This is a genomic window from Serratia myotis, from assembly GCF_027474885.1.
Taxonomy (GTDB): domain Bacteria; phylum Pseudomonadota; class Gammaproteobacteria; order Enterobacterales; family Enterobacteriaceae; genus Serratia; species Serratia proteamaculans.
This window is the reverse complement of sequence record NZ_CP099707.1, coordinates 4,304,080-4,321,688: the sequence shown is the minus strand read 5'-3', so window position 1 is coordinate 4,321,688 and position 17,609 is coordinate 4,304,080. Positions and strand designations below refer to the sequence as shown.

Genomic DNA, 17,609 nt, shown 5'->3' with positions numbered 1-17,609 from the left:
TCGGGTGCTCAAGATTGTTTAGGGATAAACAAAGAAAAAATGGTGCCGTGCGGCTCGTTGTCCGACACTTCTATGCTGCCATGCGCCTGCGCTACGTGGCTGGCGACCAAATGCAGGCCGATGCCGTGGTCACCTTTGTCATCTTTGGTGGTGACGCCTTGTTCGAACAGCGTATCACGCACCTCGGGGGCAATGCCGGTACCGCGATCGGCCACTTCAATCACCAACTCATTGCCGTTATCGCTAATATAGAGTTCTACCGCTTCATGCGGCGCATCGCAATGCAGCGTAGCGTCAACCGCATTATCCAGCAAATTGCCAATGATCGACATCAGTTCGGTTTCGTTCAGCGCCGCCGGGATTTGCCCCAGTTGACAGGCGGGATCGAAGCGCAGCTCAACGCCTTTTTCCTTCGCACTGGAGTACTTGCCCAATAACAGGCCACAGAGTGCCGCCGAACTGAAACGCTGAGAAATAAAGTCGAGGATCTCCTGCGCGCCTTCCGACTGAGCCTCAACATAACGGATCGCCTCGTCGTAGCGCTGCATATGTAACAGCCCGGCGAGGGTGGCGGTCCAGTTGAGCTGTTCATGGCGCATGATACGCAGGTTGTCAGCGTAGCGTTTGACCTGGCTGAGTTGGCTGCTCAGGGTATTGATGTCGTTCTTGTCGCGGAAGCTGATCACCCAGCCTTGCAACTCTTCTTCCTGCATAATCCGCACCCGGCTGGCGATGACCCGCACGTGGTTGAAACGGCAAACCTCATCATGGGTGTCGTGTCCCAACTGGGAAGCGCCGAAAAAGTCCGGCTGTGACTGGATCAACTCGCCAATTTCACGTCCCATCAAGGCCCCGGCGGGTTGACGCAGATCCAGTAATTCACGTGCTGCGTGGTTGATGGTGATGATGCGCAACTGGGGATCGACGGCAATCACACCCTCATAAATCGCTTCCAGCAGGGCCTTTTGTTGGCGCACCAGCAGCGCAATTTCCTTCGGCTCCAGCCAGAACATCTGGCGTTTTAAATTCTTCGATAACAGCCAGGAAAAGACAAACAGGGCGATTAATAACATCACAATCGACACCACAATTTGCGTCAGGGTTCTGGCATTCAGGTTATCGATATGTGATTTCAGATAGCCGACCGAGACAATACCGATAACCTTATTATTGTCATCCATAATCGGTGCTTTGCTACGCAATGAAATTCCGATACCGCCTTTGCGGATGGAAATAATACTTTTTCCTTCCAGCACCTCTTGGTTATCGCCGCCGACCATCGGGGTACCGACACGATCAGTATATTCAGAGTGGTAAAGATGCCGGGTTTGTTTATCGCCGATCACGATATAGCTGGCATCACTGCTGGCACGTATTTTTTTCATCAGCTCGGCGATTTTTACCGGATCGTTTTTTTCCACTGCGGTGACCAGGGACGGGATCAGGGCAATCTCCCGTGCCTGCACTTGCGCCCGCGCGCCGAGGTCGCGATGCAGCTGGGCATCCAGCTGATAGTAGGTGTAAGCACCAATAAAGGTTAACAGCACACAAGAGAAGGCGACCAGGCACAGGAATAGCTTGATTTGAAATGAGAGTTTTATGCGCATGGCCTGGGGGGCGTCCTGAGAGATCCTGAGCGCTTACCCTATCATGAGTCGTGGTTAATGTAATATTGCGCCCGATCAACTTGTGATCGTCACCACGGGTTTATCCTTAATGGGTCGCGGTATTAAACGACTGCAATAAAACTGATAAGCTTTAAAGTTAAAATAACATTAACACCATTAAAACCTCGCTCTATTTTACATAACCCCAATTAACACCATAGAAACCATAACCACCATTAAAAACCCTTTTTAATTTTGAACAAAATCACAGCAGGTAATCCGTGCGTTTCTCTATGATGGCCGAACAAACTAATAAGAGGCCAGATTATGAGCACAACAGATGATTCTTACCTCGTCGCCAAAGACAAAACGGCTGAAATACCGTTGCGTGAAAAATGGTGGCACATACTGGACAATTACAAAGTAGGGATTATTCCGTTACCGTTCTTCGTTCTGGCCGGCGTACTTATTTTACTGGATTGCCTGGAAGGGAAATTACCCAGCGATATCGTGGTGATGGTCGCTACATTGGCCTTCTTCGGTTTTGCCTGCGGCGAGTTTGGCAAACGCCTGCCGCTGATCGGCAAAATGGGGGCAGCAGCCATTTGCGCCACCTTTATTCCTTCCGCGCTGGTGCATTACGGTCTGCTGCCGGACGTGGTAGTGGAGTCGACCACCAAGTTCTACAAGTCGACCAATATTCTGTATCTCTATATCTGCTGCATTATCGTCGGCAGCATTATGAGCATGAACCGTCAGGTGTTGATCCAGGGCTTCCTGCGCATCTTCGCGCCGATGCTGTGCGGCGAGATTGCCGGCATGCTGGTGGGCATGGCGGTCGGCATGGCACTGGGGCTGGAGCCGTTCCAAATATTCTTCTTCCTGATCTTGCCGATCATGGCCGGGGGCGTCGGTGAGGGCGCGATCCCGCTGTCGATGGGCTACGCGGCAATCCTGCATATGGAGCAGGGAGTGGCGTTAGGGCGTATTTTGCCGATCGTGATGCTCGGCAGTCTGACCGCCATTGTGCTCGCCGGCTTGCTCAACCAACTCGGTAAACGCTACCCGCACCTGACCGGTGAAGGCAGCCTGATGCCGAGCAAGCAGGGCGACAGCGAAATGAGCGCGGTGGATAAAATCAGCGGCAAGGTGGATGTCAGCACTATTGCCAGTGGCGCGCTGTTGGCCATCCTGCTGTACATGGTGGGAATGCTGCTGCACCGCTTGATTGGCCTGCCGGCACCGGTTGGCATGCTGTTCGCGGCGGTGGCGGTGAAGCTGGCGCACGGTGTGTCTCCACGCATTCAGGAAGGTTCGCAGGTGGTGTATAAGTTCTTCCGCACGGCGGTGACCTACCCAATCCTGTTTGCCGTTGGCGTAGCGATCACGCCATGGCAGGAACTGGTTAACGCATTCACTATTCAAAACCTGGTAGTGATCGTCAGCACCGTTTGCACGCTGGTGGCGACCGGCTTTTTTGTCGGCAAGAAAATTGGCATGCACCCGATTGATGTGGCGATTGTCTCCTGCTGCCAGAGCGGACAAGGCGGTACCGGTGATGTTGCTATCCTGACCGCCGGTAACCGTATGTCATTGATGCCGTTTGCCCAAATCGCTACCCGCATCGGCGGCGCGATTAACGTCTCACTCTCTTTGTTAGTGCTGGCCAAATTCTTCGTATAACAAAAAAACCTTAGTTTTCTTTGCCTTTCCCCGCCCCCGCGGGGATTTTTTTTATTCATTTTCTTCTCCTGCAGGCGTCATTTCCACTTTGGGTTAATACTTAGCGCTTAAATGACAATCGGGAGTCACTATGTTCTGGAAACCTTACCTGCTGGGGGCGGCGCTGGCCGTCATGTCACTGCAAACCCTGGCCGCCGCGCCACAGGTGAAAACTCCCGCGCCGGGTTTTTATCGCCTTATGCTTGGCAGCTATGAAATCACCGTATTGTCCGATGGGGTGCTCCGTTTGCCGGTGGATAAACTGCTGCTGAACAGCACGCCAAAACAGATCGAAACCGCGCTGGCCGAGCATCATCAGAGCCTGCCGGTAGTGACCTCGTTCAATTCGTACCTGATCAATACCGGCAGTAAGTTGATCCTGATCGATACCGGGGCCGGTTCGCTGCTGGGCAAGGATCTGGGTAAATTGACCGCTAATCTGAAGGCGGCCGGCTATCAGCCGCAACAGGTGGATGAAATCTATCTGACGCACATGCACCCGGATCATCTCGGCGGCCTGATGCAAAACGGCCAGGCGGTGTTCCCAAATGCGCTGGTGCGTGCCGGTCGGCAGGAGGCCGATTTTTGGCTGAGCGAGAGCCGCTTGAAACAGGCGAAGGCGGAAGATAAAGCGTCATTTGAGAATGCGATAGCGGCGATCAAACCTTATCAGGCCGTCGGGCACTTCAAACCTTTCAACAGTGACGGCGAGTTGTCGCCGGGCATCAGTGCTTTTGCGGCCCACGGTCATACGCCGGGCCACAGCATTTATCAGGTGGAAAGTCAGGGTAAGAAACTGCTGTTAATTGGCGATCTGATCCACGTGGCAGCGGTACAGTTTGCCGATCCGAATGTCGCGATCAGCTTCGACAGTGATGCCAAAGCAGCGGTGACCCAGCGACTGAGGGTCTTCGGTGATAGCGCCCGACAAAAGGAGCTGGTGGGCGGGGCGCATCTGTCATTCCCCGGGTTGGGCTATCTGAATAAGCAGGGCGAAGGATACGACTGGGTACCTTTGGACTACGGTGCACTGTAAGCCGCTGGCCGCCCTGACGGGCGGCTTGTTACCCGTTGCGTGCGGTAAAAACCTTGCTGAACCAGTCGATAAATACCCGCACCCGGGGTGAAAGTTGTCGGCTGCGCGGATACAGCAGCGAGACCGGCATCGGTGTGGAAGGGTATTGCGGCAACAGCGGCAGCAGGCTGCCATTGGCCAAATCGTCGCGCAGGTGATAGCGCGGCACCTGAATAATCCCCAGTCCCATGCGCGCCGCGGCCACCAGGCTTTCCGCCGCGCTGACCGACACCGTGCAGGGCAGCATCACCTGCTGCGGCTGACCTGCGACGTTAAATTCCAAAGGCATAATGGTGCCGCTGGCCGAGGAGCGAAAACCCACCATGCGGTGCCCTGCAAGCTCACCGATGTTAAGCGGTGTCCCGAAGCGTTGCAGGTAGTCGGGGGCTGCGCAGGTCACTTCCTCCAGCTCGCCTAACCGACGCGCTACCATATCGCTGTCTTTCAGCTTGCCGACCCGCACCACGCAGTCGATACCTTCGCGCACTGGATCTACCAGCCGATCGCCTTCGCTCATGAACAATTCGATATCCGGATAGTGCGCCAGAAAATCAGGCAGCCCCGGCAGCAGAAAGTGACGCGCCAGGGTGCCGTGCACATCGATACGCAGTAGCCCACGCGGCCTGGCACCGGCAAATGCCATCTCGGCATCTTCGATATCCGCCAGAATAGTCAGGCAGCGCTGATAATAGGCCTCGCCATCCAGTGTCGGGCTGACGTGGCGGGTGGTACGCTGCAGCAGCCGTACCTGCAACCGGGCCTCCAGCTGTTTGATGGCATCGGTCACCGTCGAGCGCGGCAGGCCCAGATCCTGTGCGGCCTGGGTAAAGCTACGCTGTTCTACCACGCGGGTGAACAGACGCATGGCGTCAATTCTGTCCATGGTGATTGTTCGCTTAATTCGGATAGTGATAACGAAGATTAGGGGATTATTCGCCATTGCGAAAGGTGCATGATGATCCCACGCCAGCAAGCCTGCCGGCGCATCGTCGACGAGGAGAGATCAGATGAACACCACTGGCCAACAAGTTGCCATCGTCACCGGCGCATCACGCGGCATCGGTGCCGCCATCGCCGAACGCCTGGCTGCCGACGGTTTTACTGTGATCGTCAACTATTCAGGTAACCAGGCATTGGCCGATCTACTGGTGCGCAAAATTGAGCAGAATGGTGGCCGGGCGCTGAGCGCCAAAGCGGACGTCAGCGATACCGCTGCGGTGGCCCAACTGTTTGACCGTGCCGAACAGGCTTTCGGCGGCGTGGATATTTTGGTGAACAACGCCGGGGTGATTGCATTGGCCCCGGTGGCAGAAATGAGCGATGCCGATGTCGATCGGTTGATCGACATCAACCTGAAGGGCACCTTCAATACCCTACGTGAAGCGGCGAAACGCCTGCGTGACAATGGCCGTATCATCAACTTTTCTTCCAGTGTGGTCGGGCTGTTGCAGCCGAGCTACGGCATGTACGCCGCCAGCAAGGCCGCCGTCGAGGCGCTGACCAGCGTGCTGGCGAAAGAGCTGCGCGGGCGTAATATCACCGTGAATGCCATCGCACCCGGGCCCACCGCGACCGGGTTGTTCCTGGACGGTAAAACGCCTGAGCTAATCGAGCGACTGGCGAAAATGGCACCGTTGGAGCGTTTGGGCCAGCCGCAGGATATCGCCGCAGCAGTGTCATTCCTGGCCGGTGCCGACGGCGCCTGGATTAATGGCCAAACCCTGCGTGCCAACGGTGGCATCATCTGATGCTGGCGGGCGGTTTTTTCGCGGCAGGATCGGGTATCCTGTGGCGAGAAATCCACCTCGAGGAAGCATTTAATGGTAGGGCGCAGCAGAAGAAGGAAAACGGGCAGTCAGATTGACGATAGCGTCCGTTCACCCTGCAATAATGTTTGCCAGATCGACGCCGAAAAATCGTGGTGCCGTGGCTGTTGGCGCACGCTGGATGAAATCGCCGCCTGGTCGAGCGCCGATGACCAGGAAAAGCGGGCCATCTGGCAACGCATCCGGCAGCGTTCCGGGAAAATCTAAACAGTAGGGGCGCTGCATGCTGCGCCCGTTCACAGGTTATCGTTGTAGGGTGAAGTTATGCACCCCGCGACTGTCCTCAGAAATCCCAGTCGTCATCCTCGGTATTAACCGCTTTGCCGATTACGTAAGACGAGCCGGAGCCGGAGAAGAAGTCGTGGTTTTCGTCGGCGTTCGGCGACAGTGCCGACAGAATCGCCGGGTTGACCTCCGCCATCGACGGTGGGAACAGCGCTTCGTAACCCAGATTCATCAGCGCCTTGTTGGCGTTATAGTGCAGGAAGGTTTTCACGTCCTCGCTCCAGCCCACCCCGTCGTACAGCTCTTCGGTGTACCGCACCTCGTTGTCATACAGATCCTGCAGCAGATCGAAGGCGAAGTTTTTCACCTGTTGCCGACGGGCAGCGTCGACCTTCTCTAACCCTTTCTGGAACTTATAGCCAATGTAATAGCCGTGTACCGCCTCGTCGCGGATGATCAGACGGATCAGATCGGCGGTGTTGGTCAGTTTGGCGCGGCTCGACCAGTACATCGGCAGGTAAAAGCCCGAATAGAACAGGAACGACTCGAGGAACACGCTGGCGACTTTCTTCATCAGCGGATCGTCACTGCGGTAGTGGGCCAGAATGATATGGGCCTTTTTCTGCAATGCGCGGTTTTCCTCACTCCAACGGTAGGCGTCGTCGACGTCCGGCGTCTGGCACAGCGTGGAGAATATCGAGCTGTAGGAGCGGGCGTGCACCGCCTCCATAAAGCATATGTTGGAGTACACCGCCTCTTCGTGCGGCGTAATGGCGTCGGCGATCAGCGCCGGGGCACCGACGGTATTCTGAATGGTGTCCAGCAGCGTCAGGCCGGTGAACACCCGGATGGTCAACTGCTGTTCTTTCGGTGTCAGCGTGGCCCACGACGGAATATCGTTCGACAGCGGTACCTTTTCCGGCAGCCAGAAGTTAGAGGTCAGGCGGTTCCACACCTCCAGATCTTTATCGTCTTCGATGGTATTCCAGTTGATTGCGCGCACCAGCTGCGCCGGTTTAATGCTATTCATAAGTTGCCTCACAGCGCGCAGGACACGCAGCCCTGCACCTCGGTGCCTTCCAGCGCCATCTGGCGCAGACGGATGTAATAGATGGTTTTGATGCCTTTACGCCAGGCGTAAATCTGCGCGCGGTTGATGTCGCGCGTGCTGGCGGTATCGCGGAAGAACAACGTCAGCGACAGCCCCTGATCGACGTGCTGGCTGGCAGCGGCGTAGGTATCAATGATCTTTTCCGGCCCGATGTCATAGGCATCCTGGTAGTACTCCAGGTTGTCGTTGGTCATATAGGGCGCCGGATAATACACGCGACCAATCTTGCCCTCTTTGCGGATCTCGATGCGTGACACAATCGGATGGATGCTGGAGGTCGAGTTATTGATGTAGGAGATGGAGCCGGTCGGCGGCACCGCCTGCAGGTTCTGGTTGTACAACCCGTGCATCATCACCGACTGGCGCAGCGCCAGCCATTCCTCGCGGCCCGGAATGGCGATATTGGCGTCGGCGAACAGCGCGCGCACTCGCTCGGTCTGTGGCAGCCATTCCCTTTCGGTGTATTTGCTGAAGTACAAGCCGGACGCGTAGGTGGAATCCTCGAAGCCGGCGAATGCGCTGCCGCGCTCGATAGCCAGCTGGTTAGAGGCGCGAATGGCGTGGTAAGCGACGGTATAGAAATAGAAATTGGTGAAGTCGATGCCTTCCTCAGAGCCATAGAAGATGCGTTCGCGCGCCAGGTAGCCATGCAGGTTCATCTGGCCCAGGCCGATAGCGTGCGAGCTGCGGTTGCCTTCGGCGATTGAGGGTACCGAGCGGATGTCGCTCATGTCCGCCACCGCAGTCAGCGCGCGGATCGCGGTGTCGACCGCTTTGCCGAAGTCCGGTGCATCCATGGTTTTGGCGATGTTTAGCGAGCCGAGGTTGCAGGAAATATCCTTGCCGACCTGGTCATAGCTCAGGTCATCGTGATAAGTGCTGGCGCGGTTAACCTGTAAAATCTCCGAACACAGGTTGCTCATATTGATACGTCCGGCGATCGGGTTCTCGCGGTTGACGGTATCTTCAAACATCATGTACGGGTAGCCGGATTCAAACTGGATCTCCGCCAGCACCTGGAAGAACTCGCGGGCATTGATGCGCGACTTGCGGATGCGTTTGTCATCCACCATTTCGCGGTACTTCTCGCTGACGCTGATTTCCGAAAACGGTACGCCATACACCTGCTCGACGTCATACGGCGAGAACAGATACATCTCTTCGTTATTTTTCGCCAGCTCGAAGGTGATATCCGGGATCACCACCCCCAGCGACAGGGTTTTGATGCGGATCTTCTCGTCGGCGTTTTCGCGCTTGGTGTCGAGGAAACGCAGAATATCCGGGTGGTGAGCATTGAGGTACACCGCACCGGCGCCCTGACGCGCACCCAGTTGGTTGGCGTAAGAGAAGGCATCTTCGAGCATTTTCATGATCGGAATGACGCCGGAGGATTGGTTCTCAATACGTTTGATCGGCGCGCCGACCTCACGGATGTTGGTCAGCAAAAACGCCACGCCACCGCCACGTTTCGACAGTTGCAGCGCGGAGTTCACCGCCCGGCCGATCGACTCCATATTGTCTTCAATGCGCAACAGGAAGCAGGACACCAGTTCGCCGCGCTGCTGTTTGCCGCAGTTGAGGAAGGTGGGCGTCGCCGGCTGGAAGCGGCCGGAAATCATTTCTTCTACCAGAGCTTGCGCCAGTGCGGTATCGCCAGCGGCCAGCGTCATGGCGACCATGCACACCCGATCCTCGTAGCGTTCCAGATAGCGTTTGCCGTCAAAGGTTTTCAGCGTGTAGCTGGTGTAGTACTTAAAGGCGCCGAGAAACGTCTCGAAGCGGAATTTTTTCGCGTAGGCCTGCTGGAACAACTGCTTGATAAAGGCGAAGTCGTACTGCGCCAGCACGCTCTGCTCGTAATAACCTTCTTCCACCAGATAGCGCAGCTTCTCTTCCAGGTTGTGGAAGAACACGGTGTTCTGATTGACGTGCTGCAGGAAGTATTGTCGTGCCGCCAGTCGATCCTTATCAAACTGGATACGGCCTTCGGCATCATAAAGATTGAGCATCGCGTTGAGCGAATGGTAATCCAGCGCGCTGGTAGCGGGCCTGGTCAGTTCTGTCGTTGCCAAAATGCGGTTACTCCCTGTCGAACGTTTGCAACGTCTTGTGTGGTGCCGAGCAGCTCAAAACGGTAAAGAAAAGGCACCTGACATTTTTTGGCGATGATATCGCCGGCAATGCCGTACGCTGCGCCGAAATTGGTATTCCCGGCGGCGATAACGCCGCGCAGGAAAGCGCGATTCTGCGGATCGTTGAGAAAGCGGATCACCTGGATCGGCACGGCTCCCACGGCGCTGCCGCCGCCATAGCTGGGCACGATCAAAATATAGGGGCTTTCCATCAGCAGTTTGCTGCGGGCTCCGGCGATCGGTATGCGCATCGCTGGTAAGCCCAGCTTTTCAACGAACCTGTGGGTGTTCTCCGAACTGCTGGAGAAGTAGACCAGCGGGTTCATGGCCAACCTCAGGACGCGACGGCGTTAGCCAGCGCGCCAATTTTGTCTGGCCGGAAGCCGGACCAGTGATCGTCTCCGGCGATAATCACCGGAACCTGTTGATAGCCGAGGGATTTAACATGGCTCAGCGCCTGTTGATCCTGGGTGAGGTCAATCACCTGATAACCAATCCCTTGTTTATCGAAGGCGCGATAGGTGGCGTTGCACTGGACACAGTCCGGTTTACTGTAAATAATAATGCTCATGATTCGCATTCACCTTATGGGCTAAAGGAAAGGCGGACAGGTCAGATAACGGAGCATTGAACGGCGTTTCTGACGGCGTTACCAACGGCTACATGTTCCCTGCGGTTGATGGATTAAATACTATATGTAGATATTTAATTTATCAACCACGCTATATATGGTGTTTTGATTGAATTTGAACGCAGGCCGCAGCGGCGCTGGAAAAGTGCTGGGGAATTTTTTTTTGCGGGGAAGTTAGTGACGAAAAAACCCTCTCGCAGCGAGAGGGGAGGTGCAGTTTGATCATTGACGCATGCTGATGGCCAGGCGATTAAAGGCATTCATGATGCTAATGGCGAAGGTCAAATCGGCAATTTCCGCATCGCTAAAGTGCGCCCGTAGCGCTTCAAACGCGCTGTCCGGTGCGCCGGTAGCGGCGATCAGGGTGACTGACTCTGCCCATTCCAGTGCCACATGCTCGCGCTCACTGAACGCATGGCTGACGCGCCAGCCTGCAAGCTGATCCAGCTTGGCGCTGCTGACGCCACTTTCGCGCAGGGCTTTGCCGTGCATATCCAGGCAGTAGGCGCAGCCGTTGATCTGCGAAACACGCATAAACATCAGTTCAATTGTCGCTTTATCCAGCGCGCCTTTCTCCAGCGCCATCAAGGCGTTCACCATATTTTTGTACGGAGCCGGTGAAAGTTCGGAATAGTTCAAACGTTGCTTAATCATGGTCAACCTCGGTTAGCGAATAGCAGAATCATGGTGCTACTTTAGCGGCGATATGGACTATGCTATAGGGCCATAAAGTGATTATTTAACCGGGCCATGATGCGTCAGTTTCTTACCTCCTTGCGGCTGGACAGCCGGCTTGCCGACCCCTTGTACCGGCAGATTTATTTGCGGATCAAAGACGCCATAGCGCAGGGAACCCTGCCGGCGGGCAGCCGCTTGCCTTCGGTTCGTGGATTGGCGAGCGATCTGGGCGTGGCACGCGCCACGGTAGAAAGTGCCTACGCGCAGCTGATTGCCGAAGGTTTTCTGCAAAGCCGGGGGCAGGCGGGGACCTATGTTTCGCCGCAGTTGCAGAACCTGCCGGTGCGTGCGGCGCTGGCAGTGGAACCTTTGCCGACGGTAACGGCAAATCCGCTGCATCCGAACGGGGCGACGCCGCCGTTTCAACTGGGGCTACCCGCGCTGGATGCGTTTCCGCGTGCGCAATGGCAGCGAATTGTCGGTCGCCAGTTACGCACTGCCCCGTTGGCCTCTATGGCACATCCGTCAACTCAGGGCTTGCCCGAGCTGCGTGCGGCAATCGCCAATTATTTGCAGCTTTCGCGCGGCATCAGTTGCCGCCCGGAACAGGTGTTTATCTGCGCTGGTTATCAGGCACTGCTGGATCTGGTGATCGGCACTTTGCTTCAGCCGGGGGAAGCGGTATGGCTGGAGGATCCGGGCTATCCGGTCACGCTGCCGCTGTTTCGCGCCGCCGGTATGCGGCCAGTGGCGGTGCCGGTCGATGAGCAGGGCATGAACATTGCCGCCGGTTTGGCCAGCGCCCCCCAGGCACGGATGGCGGTGCTGACGCCGACCCATCAGAGTCCGCTGGGGGTCACACTCAGTCTGGCAAGGCGTATGGCGCTGCTGGAGTGGGCGCAGCAGCAGCAGGCGTGGATCCTTGAAGACGACTATGACAGCGAGGTGCGTTATCACGGTCGGCCGCTGCCGCCGTTGAAAAGTCTCGATCGTCAGGGGCGGGTACTGTACGCCGGTACCTTCAGCAAAACGCTGTTCCCAGCCTTGCGCATGGCTTATCTGGTGGTGCCTGCCGGGCAGGTAGAGGCCTTTGGCCACAGCAGTCGGCTGCGTGGCTGCGGTTGTCCACCGTTGCTGCAGGCCAGCGTGGCGGATTTTATTCATCAGGGGCATTTTTATCGCCACTTGAAGCGGATGCGGCCCATTTACCGCCAACGGCGCGCATGGCTGGCACAGGCACTGGAACAGCAGTTGGGAGAGCATTTGACGGTCGCGTCACAGGCCGGTGGCATTCAGTTATTGGCCCGGCTGAAGGGGGAGGGGCAGGATCGGCTTTTGGCGGAACTGGCCTGGCAGTGCGGCTTGTCGATACAGGCGCTATCCGACTGGTGCATTGCGGATCCGGCGGGGTCGGGCCTGTTAATGGGCTTTGCCAACTTTATCCAGCAGGCGGAGACGGAGCGAGCGGTAGCCCGGTTGGCCGGATTAATCAAAGGCACAAATTAAACGGCCCGCGGTTTCCCGCGGGCCAGACGCACATCTGTTTTATCTTTATGACTGCAAGGGGTGTTAACGCCGGGCCAGCAGCACGCCGAGGACGATGCCAACTGCGGCCCCGATCCCTACGCCCTGCCAAGGTTTGTCGCGCACGTAGCTGTCGGCTTGTTCGACGGCATCGCGAGCGTGCTGTGTCAGACTGCTGGAACCATTAAAGCGTGCCCGGGCATCGCGTAATACGCCTTTTGCCTTGCTGTGCAGCTCTTTCAGTTCCTCTTTGGTCTTGTCACCGGATTCGCGTAGCACCTCATCCAGCGTATCCGCCAGCAGGGTGACGTCTTGATCGATGTCGCGTTCTACTTTTTCTGATCTCTTAAACATTCGATTCTCCGTTTCGACACATGTCTTTTAAGTGTAGACCATTTTTTAAAACGTGTTGGCGATCACGGAAAAAACGCCATGTTCGTCGGTCATACGGCCGCTGTACATTTGGTTACTCGGCGAAACCAATCACTCACGGAAGCGGCTCAGCGATTCCTCTAGTATCTGCTTCAACGGCCCAACGGGGCTTACTGAAAAAACACTCTGAGGAATTAAAGATGAAAAAAGTATTAGCCCTGATCGTTGCTGCTACCATGGGTCTGTCTTCTGTTGCTTTCGCTGCTGATGCTGTAGCTCCGGCGGCGGCTGCTCCGGCTGCAACCACTAGCGCTGCACCAGCCGCTGCTGCTGCTGAGAAGGCACCTGCTAAAGCCACTCATCATAAGAAGAGGCACCACAAGGCAACCAAGAAAGCGCCAGCACAGAAAGCTCAGGCCGCTAAAAAGCACCACAAAGCGACCAAGAAAGCCCCAGCCCAGAAAGCTCAGGCTGCTAAAACTCACCACAAAGTGAGCAAAAAAGCCCCAGCCCAGAAAGCTCAGGCTGCTAAAACTCACCACAAAGTGAGCAAAAAAGCGCCAGTGCAGAAAGCTCAGGCCGCTAAAAAACACCACAAAACTACCAAAAAAGCAGCAGCTCCAGCCGCTAAATAAGTGAAGTCTGCGGGAACCTCCGCATCCAGACGCTATGTAAACACCCGGTTTTGCCGGGTGTTTTCTTTTGAGGGCCAGCCCATGATGATCAATCGCTATCTGTTCGAAGTGATTTTCAGCGCCGTTACCCTGTGTGGGCTGATCGTCGCCTGGGAGCTGTTTCTGGCCGACGGTTTTCTCTGATTACTGTGCCAGCGTGGTTTCATGCAGGTGCCGCCAGCCCAGCCCGGTTTGGGTCTGCTCGAACACCACGGTGGAGTTGCGTAGCGTTACCGCCTGTCCAGGCAACATTTGTTTTTCACGATAGCTAACCACCGCGCCCGTTGGCCATTCGGCCACTAACGTCATCTCTTCTATAGTGATTTCCAGCCCTGGTTTAGCGGCGCGATGCGCGTGGAAAAAGGCGCTCAGTGCGGCGAAATCCAGTCGGCTGCCGTTCAGCGCGATCATGCTGAAGGCCGGATCAAAACGCGCCAGCAGCGCTGTTTCCTCCCCCATTCCTTTTTCCAGCCAGTTTTCAATGGCGACGTGAGCGTCGATCACTTCGGTAAAATATCGGTTCATGGAGCTTCCTGTTGAGTGTTGAGACGGTGCACGATGGCACGGTTAGCGATACGCAGGCACAGCAACAGCGGCACTAGCGTGCTGGCGGCGGCCAGGTAAAAACAGATTTTGTAGGCGGCAGCGGGCGAAAAATGCTCAAGCAGCAGATTTAACAGCAGGCTGAGCAGGGCGACACCCAGGCAAAAGCTGAGCTGGCGATTGATATTCCACAGTGCACTGGCATCCGCCAATTGTTCATCGGCAATCTGCAGGAAAGCGCTGCTTTGTGCGGTGCTGCTGCACAGGCTGCCGCCAAAGCCCATCAGGGCGAAGGCCGTCAACTGCAATCCGTAGTCCCCGGCGTGAGCAATCTGCGACAGCGTCAGAATACCCAGCCCCTGCAGCAGACAACCGAGGATAAACAGCGGCCGCGGGCCAAGGCGATTGAATTTCTTGCCGGTCAGGGTGATGGCCAGAAACGAGGCCAGCGACCAGGGCAGCATCAGGCTGCCGACCTGTGCGGCGCGCATGCCCAATTGGTTTTGCAAATACAGCATGGCCACCAGACTGACGCCGATAAACAGACCGGGAATACACTGATAAATCATCATTGAGGTGCGCAGCAGCGGATCTTGCATCAGCCGCAGGTTCAGCAGCGGTTGGGCGATGCGCAGGCTGCGCCGCAGGTAATAAGCCAACGTCAGCGCCCCGGCGGCCAACAGCAAAGCGCCCTGCAGCAGGCCATCGGCATCACCCAGCCGGGTCAGGCCCAGCAGGATCAGCGTCAGAGCGGTGCAGGCGCTGAGCAATCCGTTGACGTCGAGCGGCTTGCGTTGTAGCTCGGCTGCCTGAGGGCGCAACCACAGCGCGGCCAGCAACAGTGCCAGAGCTGCCAGTGGCAGGTTGGCGAAGAACACCCAGCGCCAGTCAAGATTGTCGACAATCAGCCCGCCCAGCGCCGGTGACAGCGCGGGTGCCAGCAGGCCAACCAGCATAATGGCGGCGGAAAGCCCGGCGCGTTCGTGGCTGCGATACAGTTGATAGGTTAGTGTTTGACCGATCGGGATCAGCAAACCGCCCCCCATACCTTGTAGCACTCGCCAACCAATCAACTCGCCAATTGAGCCGGCATAGCCCGCCGCGGTTGTTGCCAGCATAAACAGTGTCAGCGACAGCAAAAACACCCGCCGTCCACCGATGCGCTGCGCCAGCCAGGCGCTGAGCGGGATCACCAGCGTCAGGCCGAGAATATAACCGTTGCTGACCCAGGCCAGTTCACCGACCGAAGCCTGCAACGCATGACCGATCGACGGATAAGCGACGTTAGCGATAAACATGTTGATCAGATCGACAAAGAATCCGAGCAGATAGACGATTGCGACTTTGATGCGATAGGGCATGGGGCCTCCGGTTGAAGGCCAGCAGTGTAGCGGGCGGGAAACTGCGGATAAATCGGCTGCGAACGATTACACTGTCAAAATAATTTTGACAATAAGGCGTGACACTATGCTTAACCTGCAGCGTTTGGCGATCTTTGTGGCGGTGGTGGATGCCGGCAGCTTTACCGCTGCGGCGGTGGCGTTGGGGCAAACCAAGGCGGTGGTCAGTTTCAATGTCAAACAGCTGGAAAGTGAGTTGGGGGTGTCGTTGCTGGTGCGCAGTACCCGGCGGCTGGCGCTGACCGATGCCGGTGAACGCTTCTATCAACGCTGCCTGCGGTTGCTGCAGGATGCGGAAAACGTGCTGGATGACGTGCGCCGCGATCACCACGGTCTGAGTGGCGTATTGCGAATCACCACTACGCCGGAATACGGCGCGCAAGTGGTGGTGCCGGCGCTGGCGGCATTTTCCCGGTTGCATCCGCGCTTGCGCATTCAGCATGTTTCTTCTTCTTATCATGCCGATTTAATTTCGGAACGCTTCGATGTGGCGATCCGGCTGGGGCAACTGGCGGACTCCAGCCACCATGCGGCGCGGCTCGACAGTTTTGCCATCCTGCCGGTCGCCTCGCCGGAGTATCTGACCCGCCATCCGGTTGGCTCGCTGGCGCAACTGGCGCAGGCGCAGTGGATCGCCCACAGCCGCCTCAGTTCACCGTTGAGCTGGCAGGTGATTACCCCGGAGCGGCAGGCGGTGCTGTTTAAGGTTGAAGACGCCGCCACATTAATGGGCGACAGTGCCTCCGCGCTGCTGGCGTTTGCCCTGCACGGTGCCGGGGTGGCATTACTGCCCGAATGGCTGGTGCGGCCCGCCATTGCCGAAGGCAAACTGTGCCCGCTGCTGGCAGACCATCAATTTCCGGCCCAAAGCATTTATGCGCTGTACCCCAATACCCGCCATGTGCCGGAGAAGGTGCGGGCGTTTATTGATTTCCTGCGGGCGCGGATAGCCACGGGTGAATAAACGTCATGATGGCCGTCAATGTCTTCTGGTGTACCCATTCACGCTGTGTATTTGAGGAGGCGCATAACACCTCTGCATCTTTCTCCTCTGCAGCCAGAATTTGGCGTCCATTCGGCTGACAAAGCGGAATAAAATCAAAATGGTTACCGTTCGACAGCCGTAGTGCATCAATCGGTTGCTGTCCTGCGTCTTTGGCCAGTGTGGCACCGCCAAGACCGGGTATTTGGCTGTCTGGTTCGAAATGTTGAGGTTCGATAACCAATAAAGGGGCGCTGAGCCGATGCAGGCTGTCAGGCAGCAGATAAGGCACCATGCCGGGATCGAGGGCGACGGCAAAGCGAATGCGCGGGTCGGTATAATCGGCATCAAATTGCCGGGCGGAGAGCGCTTCTAAATCAACTTTGGCCCGGGTATAAAACTGGCAGTTGGGTGACTGTGGGGCTTGTTGGCAGCCGCTGACAAAATCGGCCAACCGGACTCGTCCACCGATGGCGGCAATGGCACTGTAACCGCCCTTGGAATGGCCGATAACGCCAATCACCTGGCGATTGACGACTTTACTCCACTGAGGATCGGTGGTGATGGCGCTGATCAGGCCGGAAATATCCTCGGTCTGTAACCACAGTTTGGCGGAGAGCGCCGGAACCGAGTTGCCGGTGGTGCTGCCTGGGTGATTGGCTGCCACGACAATCATTCCCTGCCGGACTAACGCCGCCGCCAGCCAGGCCTGACTGCTGTTATTGCCGCCGCTGCCGTGGCTGATCACGATCAGCGGAAAGTGTCCGTTCGCCACCGGCGCATCTGGCCGGCTGCTGATGCCAGTAAAGACCTTATTCGCACCGGTGAGCCATTGCCCATTCGTCTCGGTCGTGGGGTAGTAAATTCGGCTGTTCAACGAACGTGAACCGGCCTGAAAGACTTGATCGCGGGTGGCAACCTGATAGGGGGTGGCGCTGGCAATGCCGCACAGCAGTATCCACAACAACAACGCTCTGTTCATTTTCACTCCTCAAATGTTGACCTCGAGAGGGTGGCATGAGGGGCGTTATCCGGCGACCTCGATCGCGATCCGGGTCGTTAAAGGTTTGTTTTAACAGTACACTGCCGTTTCTGTGTGAACACAAC

18 protein-coding genes are annotated in these 17,609 nt (G+C 56.7%); 7 read left to right on the top strand and 11 right to left on the bottom strand.

The genetic code is table 11. The features are described from left to right. Positions 1-8: 8 nt before the first annotated feature. Complete coding sequence (locus NHG65_RS20390; protein WP_099062744.1) at positions 9-1,607, bottom strand: ATP-binding protein; 1,599 nt, start codon at positions 1,605-1,607, stop codon at positions 9-11. 327 nt (positions 1,608-1,934) lie between these two features. On the opposite strand from NHG65_RS20390, the gene NHG65_RS20385 reads away from it, so the two are divergent. After that, positions 1,935-3,290: a 2-hydroxycarboxylate transporter family protein gene (locus tag NHG65_RS20385; protein ID WP_207979495.1), complete on the top strand. Its 1,356-nt coding sequence runs from the start codon at positions 1,935-1,937 to the stop codon at positions 3,288-3,290. A 130-nt stretch (positions 3,291-3,420) separates the two neighbouring features. Continuing rightward, entirely contained in the window at positions 3,421-4,365 is a 945-nt protein-coding gene (locus NHG65_RS20380) for an MBL fold metallo-hydrolase (RefSeq protein ID WP_499182606.1), read from the top strand. 28 nt (positions 4,366-4,393) lie between these two features. Here the strand turns inward: NHG65_RS20380 and NHG65_RS20375 are convergent, their stop codons facing one another. After that, positions 4,394-5,287 carry a LysR family transcriptional regulator gene (locus tag NHG65_RS20375; protein ID WP_099062741.1) on the bottom strand — a complete coding sequence of 298 codons (894 nt, stop codon included), beginning with the start codon at positions 5,285-5,287 and terminating at the stop codon, positions 4,394-4,396. A gap of 124 nt (positions 5,288-5,411) precedes the next feature. On the opposite strand from NHG65_RS20375, the gene NHG65_RS20370 reads away from it, so the two are divergent. Continuing rightward, entirely contained in the window at positions 5,412-6,152 is a 741-nt protein-coding gene (locus tag NHG65_RS20370; protein WP_499182605.1) for an SDR family oxidoreductase, read from the top strand. 72 nt (positions 6,153-6,224) lie between these two features. Further along, positions 6,225-6,437, top strand: coding sequence for a DUF1289 domain-containing protein (locus NHG65_RS20365; RefSeq protein ID WP_207979501.1), 213 nt, complete (start codon positions 6,225-6,227; stop codon positions 6,435-6,437). Positions 6,438-6,513: 76 nt separating this feature from the next. Here NHG65_RS20365 and nrdF read toward each other — a convergent pair whose 3' ends face one another. The 5 genes from nrdF to NHG65_RS20340 all read right to left on the bottom strand — a co-directional run bounded on the left by nrdF (position 6,514) and on the right by NHG65_RS20340 (position 10,983). Beyond that, positions 6,514-7,485: a class 1b ribonucleoside-diphosphate reductase subunit beta gene (nrdF, locus tag NHG65_RS20360; protein ID WP_099062738.1), complete on the bottom strand. Its 972-nt coding sequence runs from the start codon at positions 7,483-7,485 to the stop codon at positions 6,514-6,516. 8 nt (positions 7,486-7,493) lie between these two features. Beyond that, a complete protein-coding gene (gene nrdE / locus NHG65_RS20355) occupies positions 7,494-9,638 on the bottom strand; it encodes a class 1b ribonucleoside-diphosphate reductase subunit alpha (RefSeq protein ID WP_165366396.1) in 2,145 nt (714 codons plus the stop codon). Continuing rightward, positions 9,620-10,024 carry a class Ib ribonucleoside-diphosphate reductase assembly flavoprotein NrdI gene (nrdI, locus tag NHG65_RS20350; protein WP_099062737.1) on the bottom strand — a complete coding sequence of 135 codons (405 nt, stop codon included), beginning with the start codon at positions 10,022-10,024 and terminating at the stop codon, positions 9,620-9,622. The genes nrdE and nrdI overlap by 19 nt, the downstream gene beginning before the upstream one ends. An 8-nt stretch (positions 10,025-10,032) precedes the next feature. After that, entirely contained in the window at positions 10,033-10,269 is a 237-nt protein-coding gene (gene nrdH, locus NHG65_RS20345; protein ID WP_413478524.1) for a glutaredoxin-like protein NrdH, read from the bottom strand. Between the two features lie 282 nt (positions 10,270-10,551). Next, a complete protein-coding gene (locus NHG65_RS20340; protein WP_219016833.1) occupies positions 10,552-10,983 on the bottom strand; it encodes a carboxymuconolactone decarboxylase family protein in 432 nt (143 codons plus the stop codon). Between the two features lie 96 nt (positions 10,984-11,079). Between NHG65_RS20340 and pdxR the strand changes: the two genes are divergently transcribed. Further along, positions 11,080-12,513: a MocR-like pyridoxine biosynthesis transcription factor PdxR gene (gene pdxR / locus NHG65_RS20335; protein ID WP_499182604.1), complete on the top strand. Its 1,434-nt coding sequence runs from the start codon at positions 11,080-11,082 to the stop codon at positions 12,511-12,513. A 63-nt stretch (positions 12,514-12,576) separates the two neighbouring features. On the opposite strand, the gene NHG65_RS20330 is transcribed toward pdxR, so the two are convergent. After that, the gene (locus NHG65_RS20330; protein WP_099062733.1) at positions 12,577-12,885 is read right to left on the bottom strand and encodes an ElaB/YgaM/YqjD family protein; all 309 of its coding nucleotides are present in this window, start codon (positions 12,883-12,885) and stop codon (positions 12,577-12,579) included. 218 nt (positions 12,886-13,103) lie between these two features. On the opposite strand from NHG65_RS20330, the gene asr reads away from it, so the two are divergent. Next, the gene (gene asr / locus NHG65_RS20325) at positions 13,104-13,538 is read left to right on the top strand and encodes an acid resistance repetitive basic protein Asr (RefSeq protein WP_499182603.1); all 435 of its coding nucleotides are present in this window, start codon (positions 13,104-13,106) and stop codon (positions 13,536-13,538) included. 183 nt (positions 13,539-13,721) lie between these two features. Here the strand turns inward: asr and NHG65_RS20320 are convergent, their stop codons facing one another. Both NHG65_RS20320 and NHG65_RS20315 read right to left on the bottom strand, forming a co-directional pair. Next, positions 13,722-14,102, bottom strand: a complete 381-nt coding sequence (locus NHG65_RS20320) for a DUF4440 domain-containing protein (protein WP_219016831.1) — start codon at positions 14,100-14,102, stop codon at positions 13,722-13,724. Next, positions 14,099-15,481, bottom strand: a complete 1,383-nt coding sequence (locus tag NHG65_RS20315) for an MFS transporter (protein WP_262261949.1) — start codon at positions 15,479-15,481, stop codon at positions 14,099-14,101. The genes NHG65_RS20320 and NHG65_RS20315 overlap by 4 nt, the downstream gene beginning before the upstream one ends. 106 nt (positions 15,482-15,587) lie before the next feature. Here NHG65_RS20315 and NHG65_RS20310 point away from each other — a divergent pair, with 106 nt between their 5' ends. Then, on the top strand, positions 15,588-16,484 hold the full coding sequence (locus NHG65_RS20310) for a LysR family transcriptional regulator (RefSeq protein ID WP_219016829.1): 897 nt from the start codon (positions 15,588-15,590) through the stop codon (positions 16,482-16,484). Here the strand turns inward: NHG65_RS20310 and NHG65_RS20305 are convergent. Next, entirely contained in the window at positions 16,444-17,484 is a 1,041-nt protein-coding gene (locus tag NHG65_RS20305; protein WP_413478517.1) for an alpha/beta hydrolase family protein, read from the bottom strand. The genes NHG65_RS20310 and NHG65_RS20305 overlap by 41 nt on opposite strands. Positions 17,485-17,609: the final 125 nt, after the last annotated feature.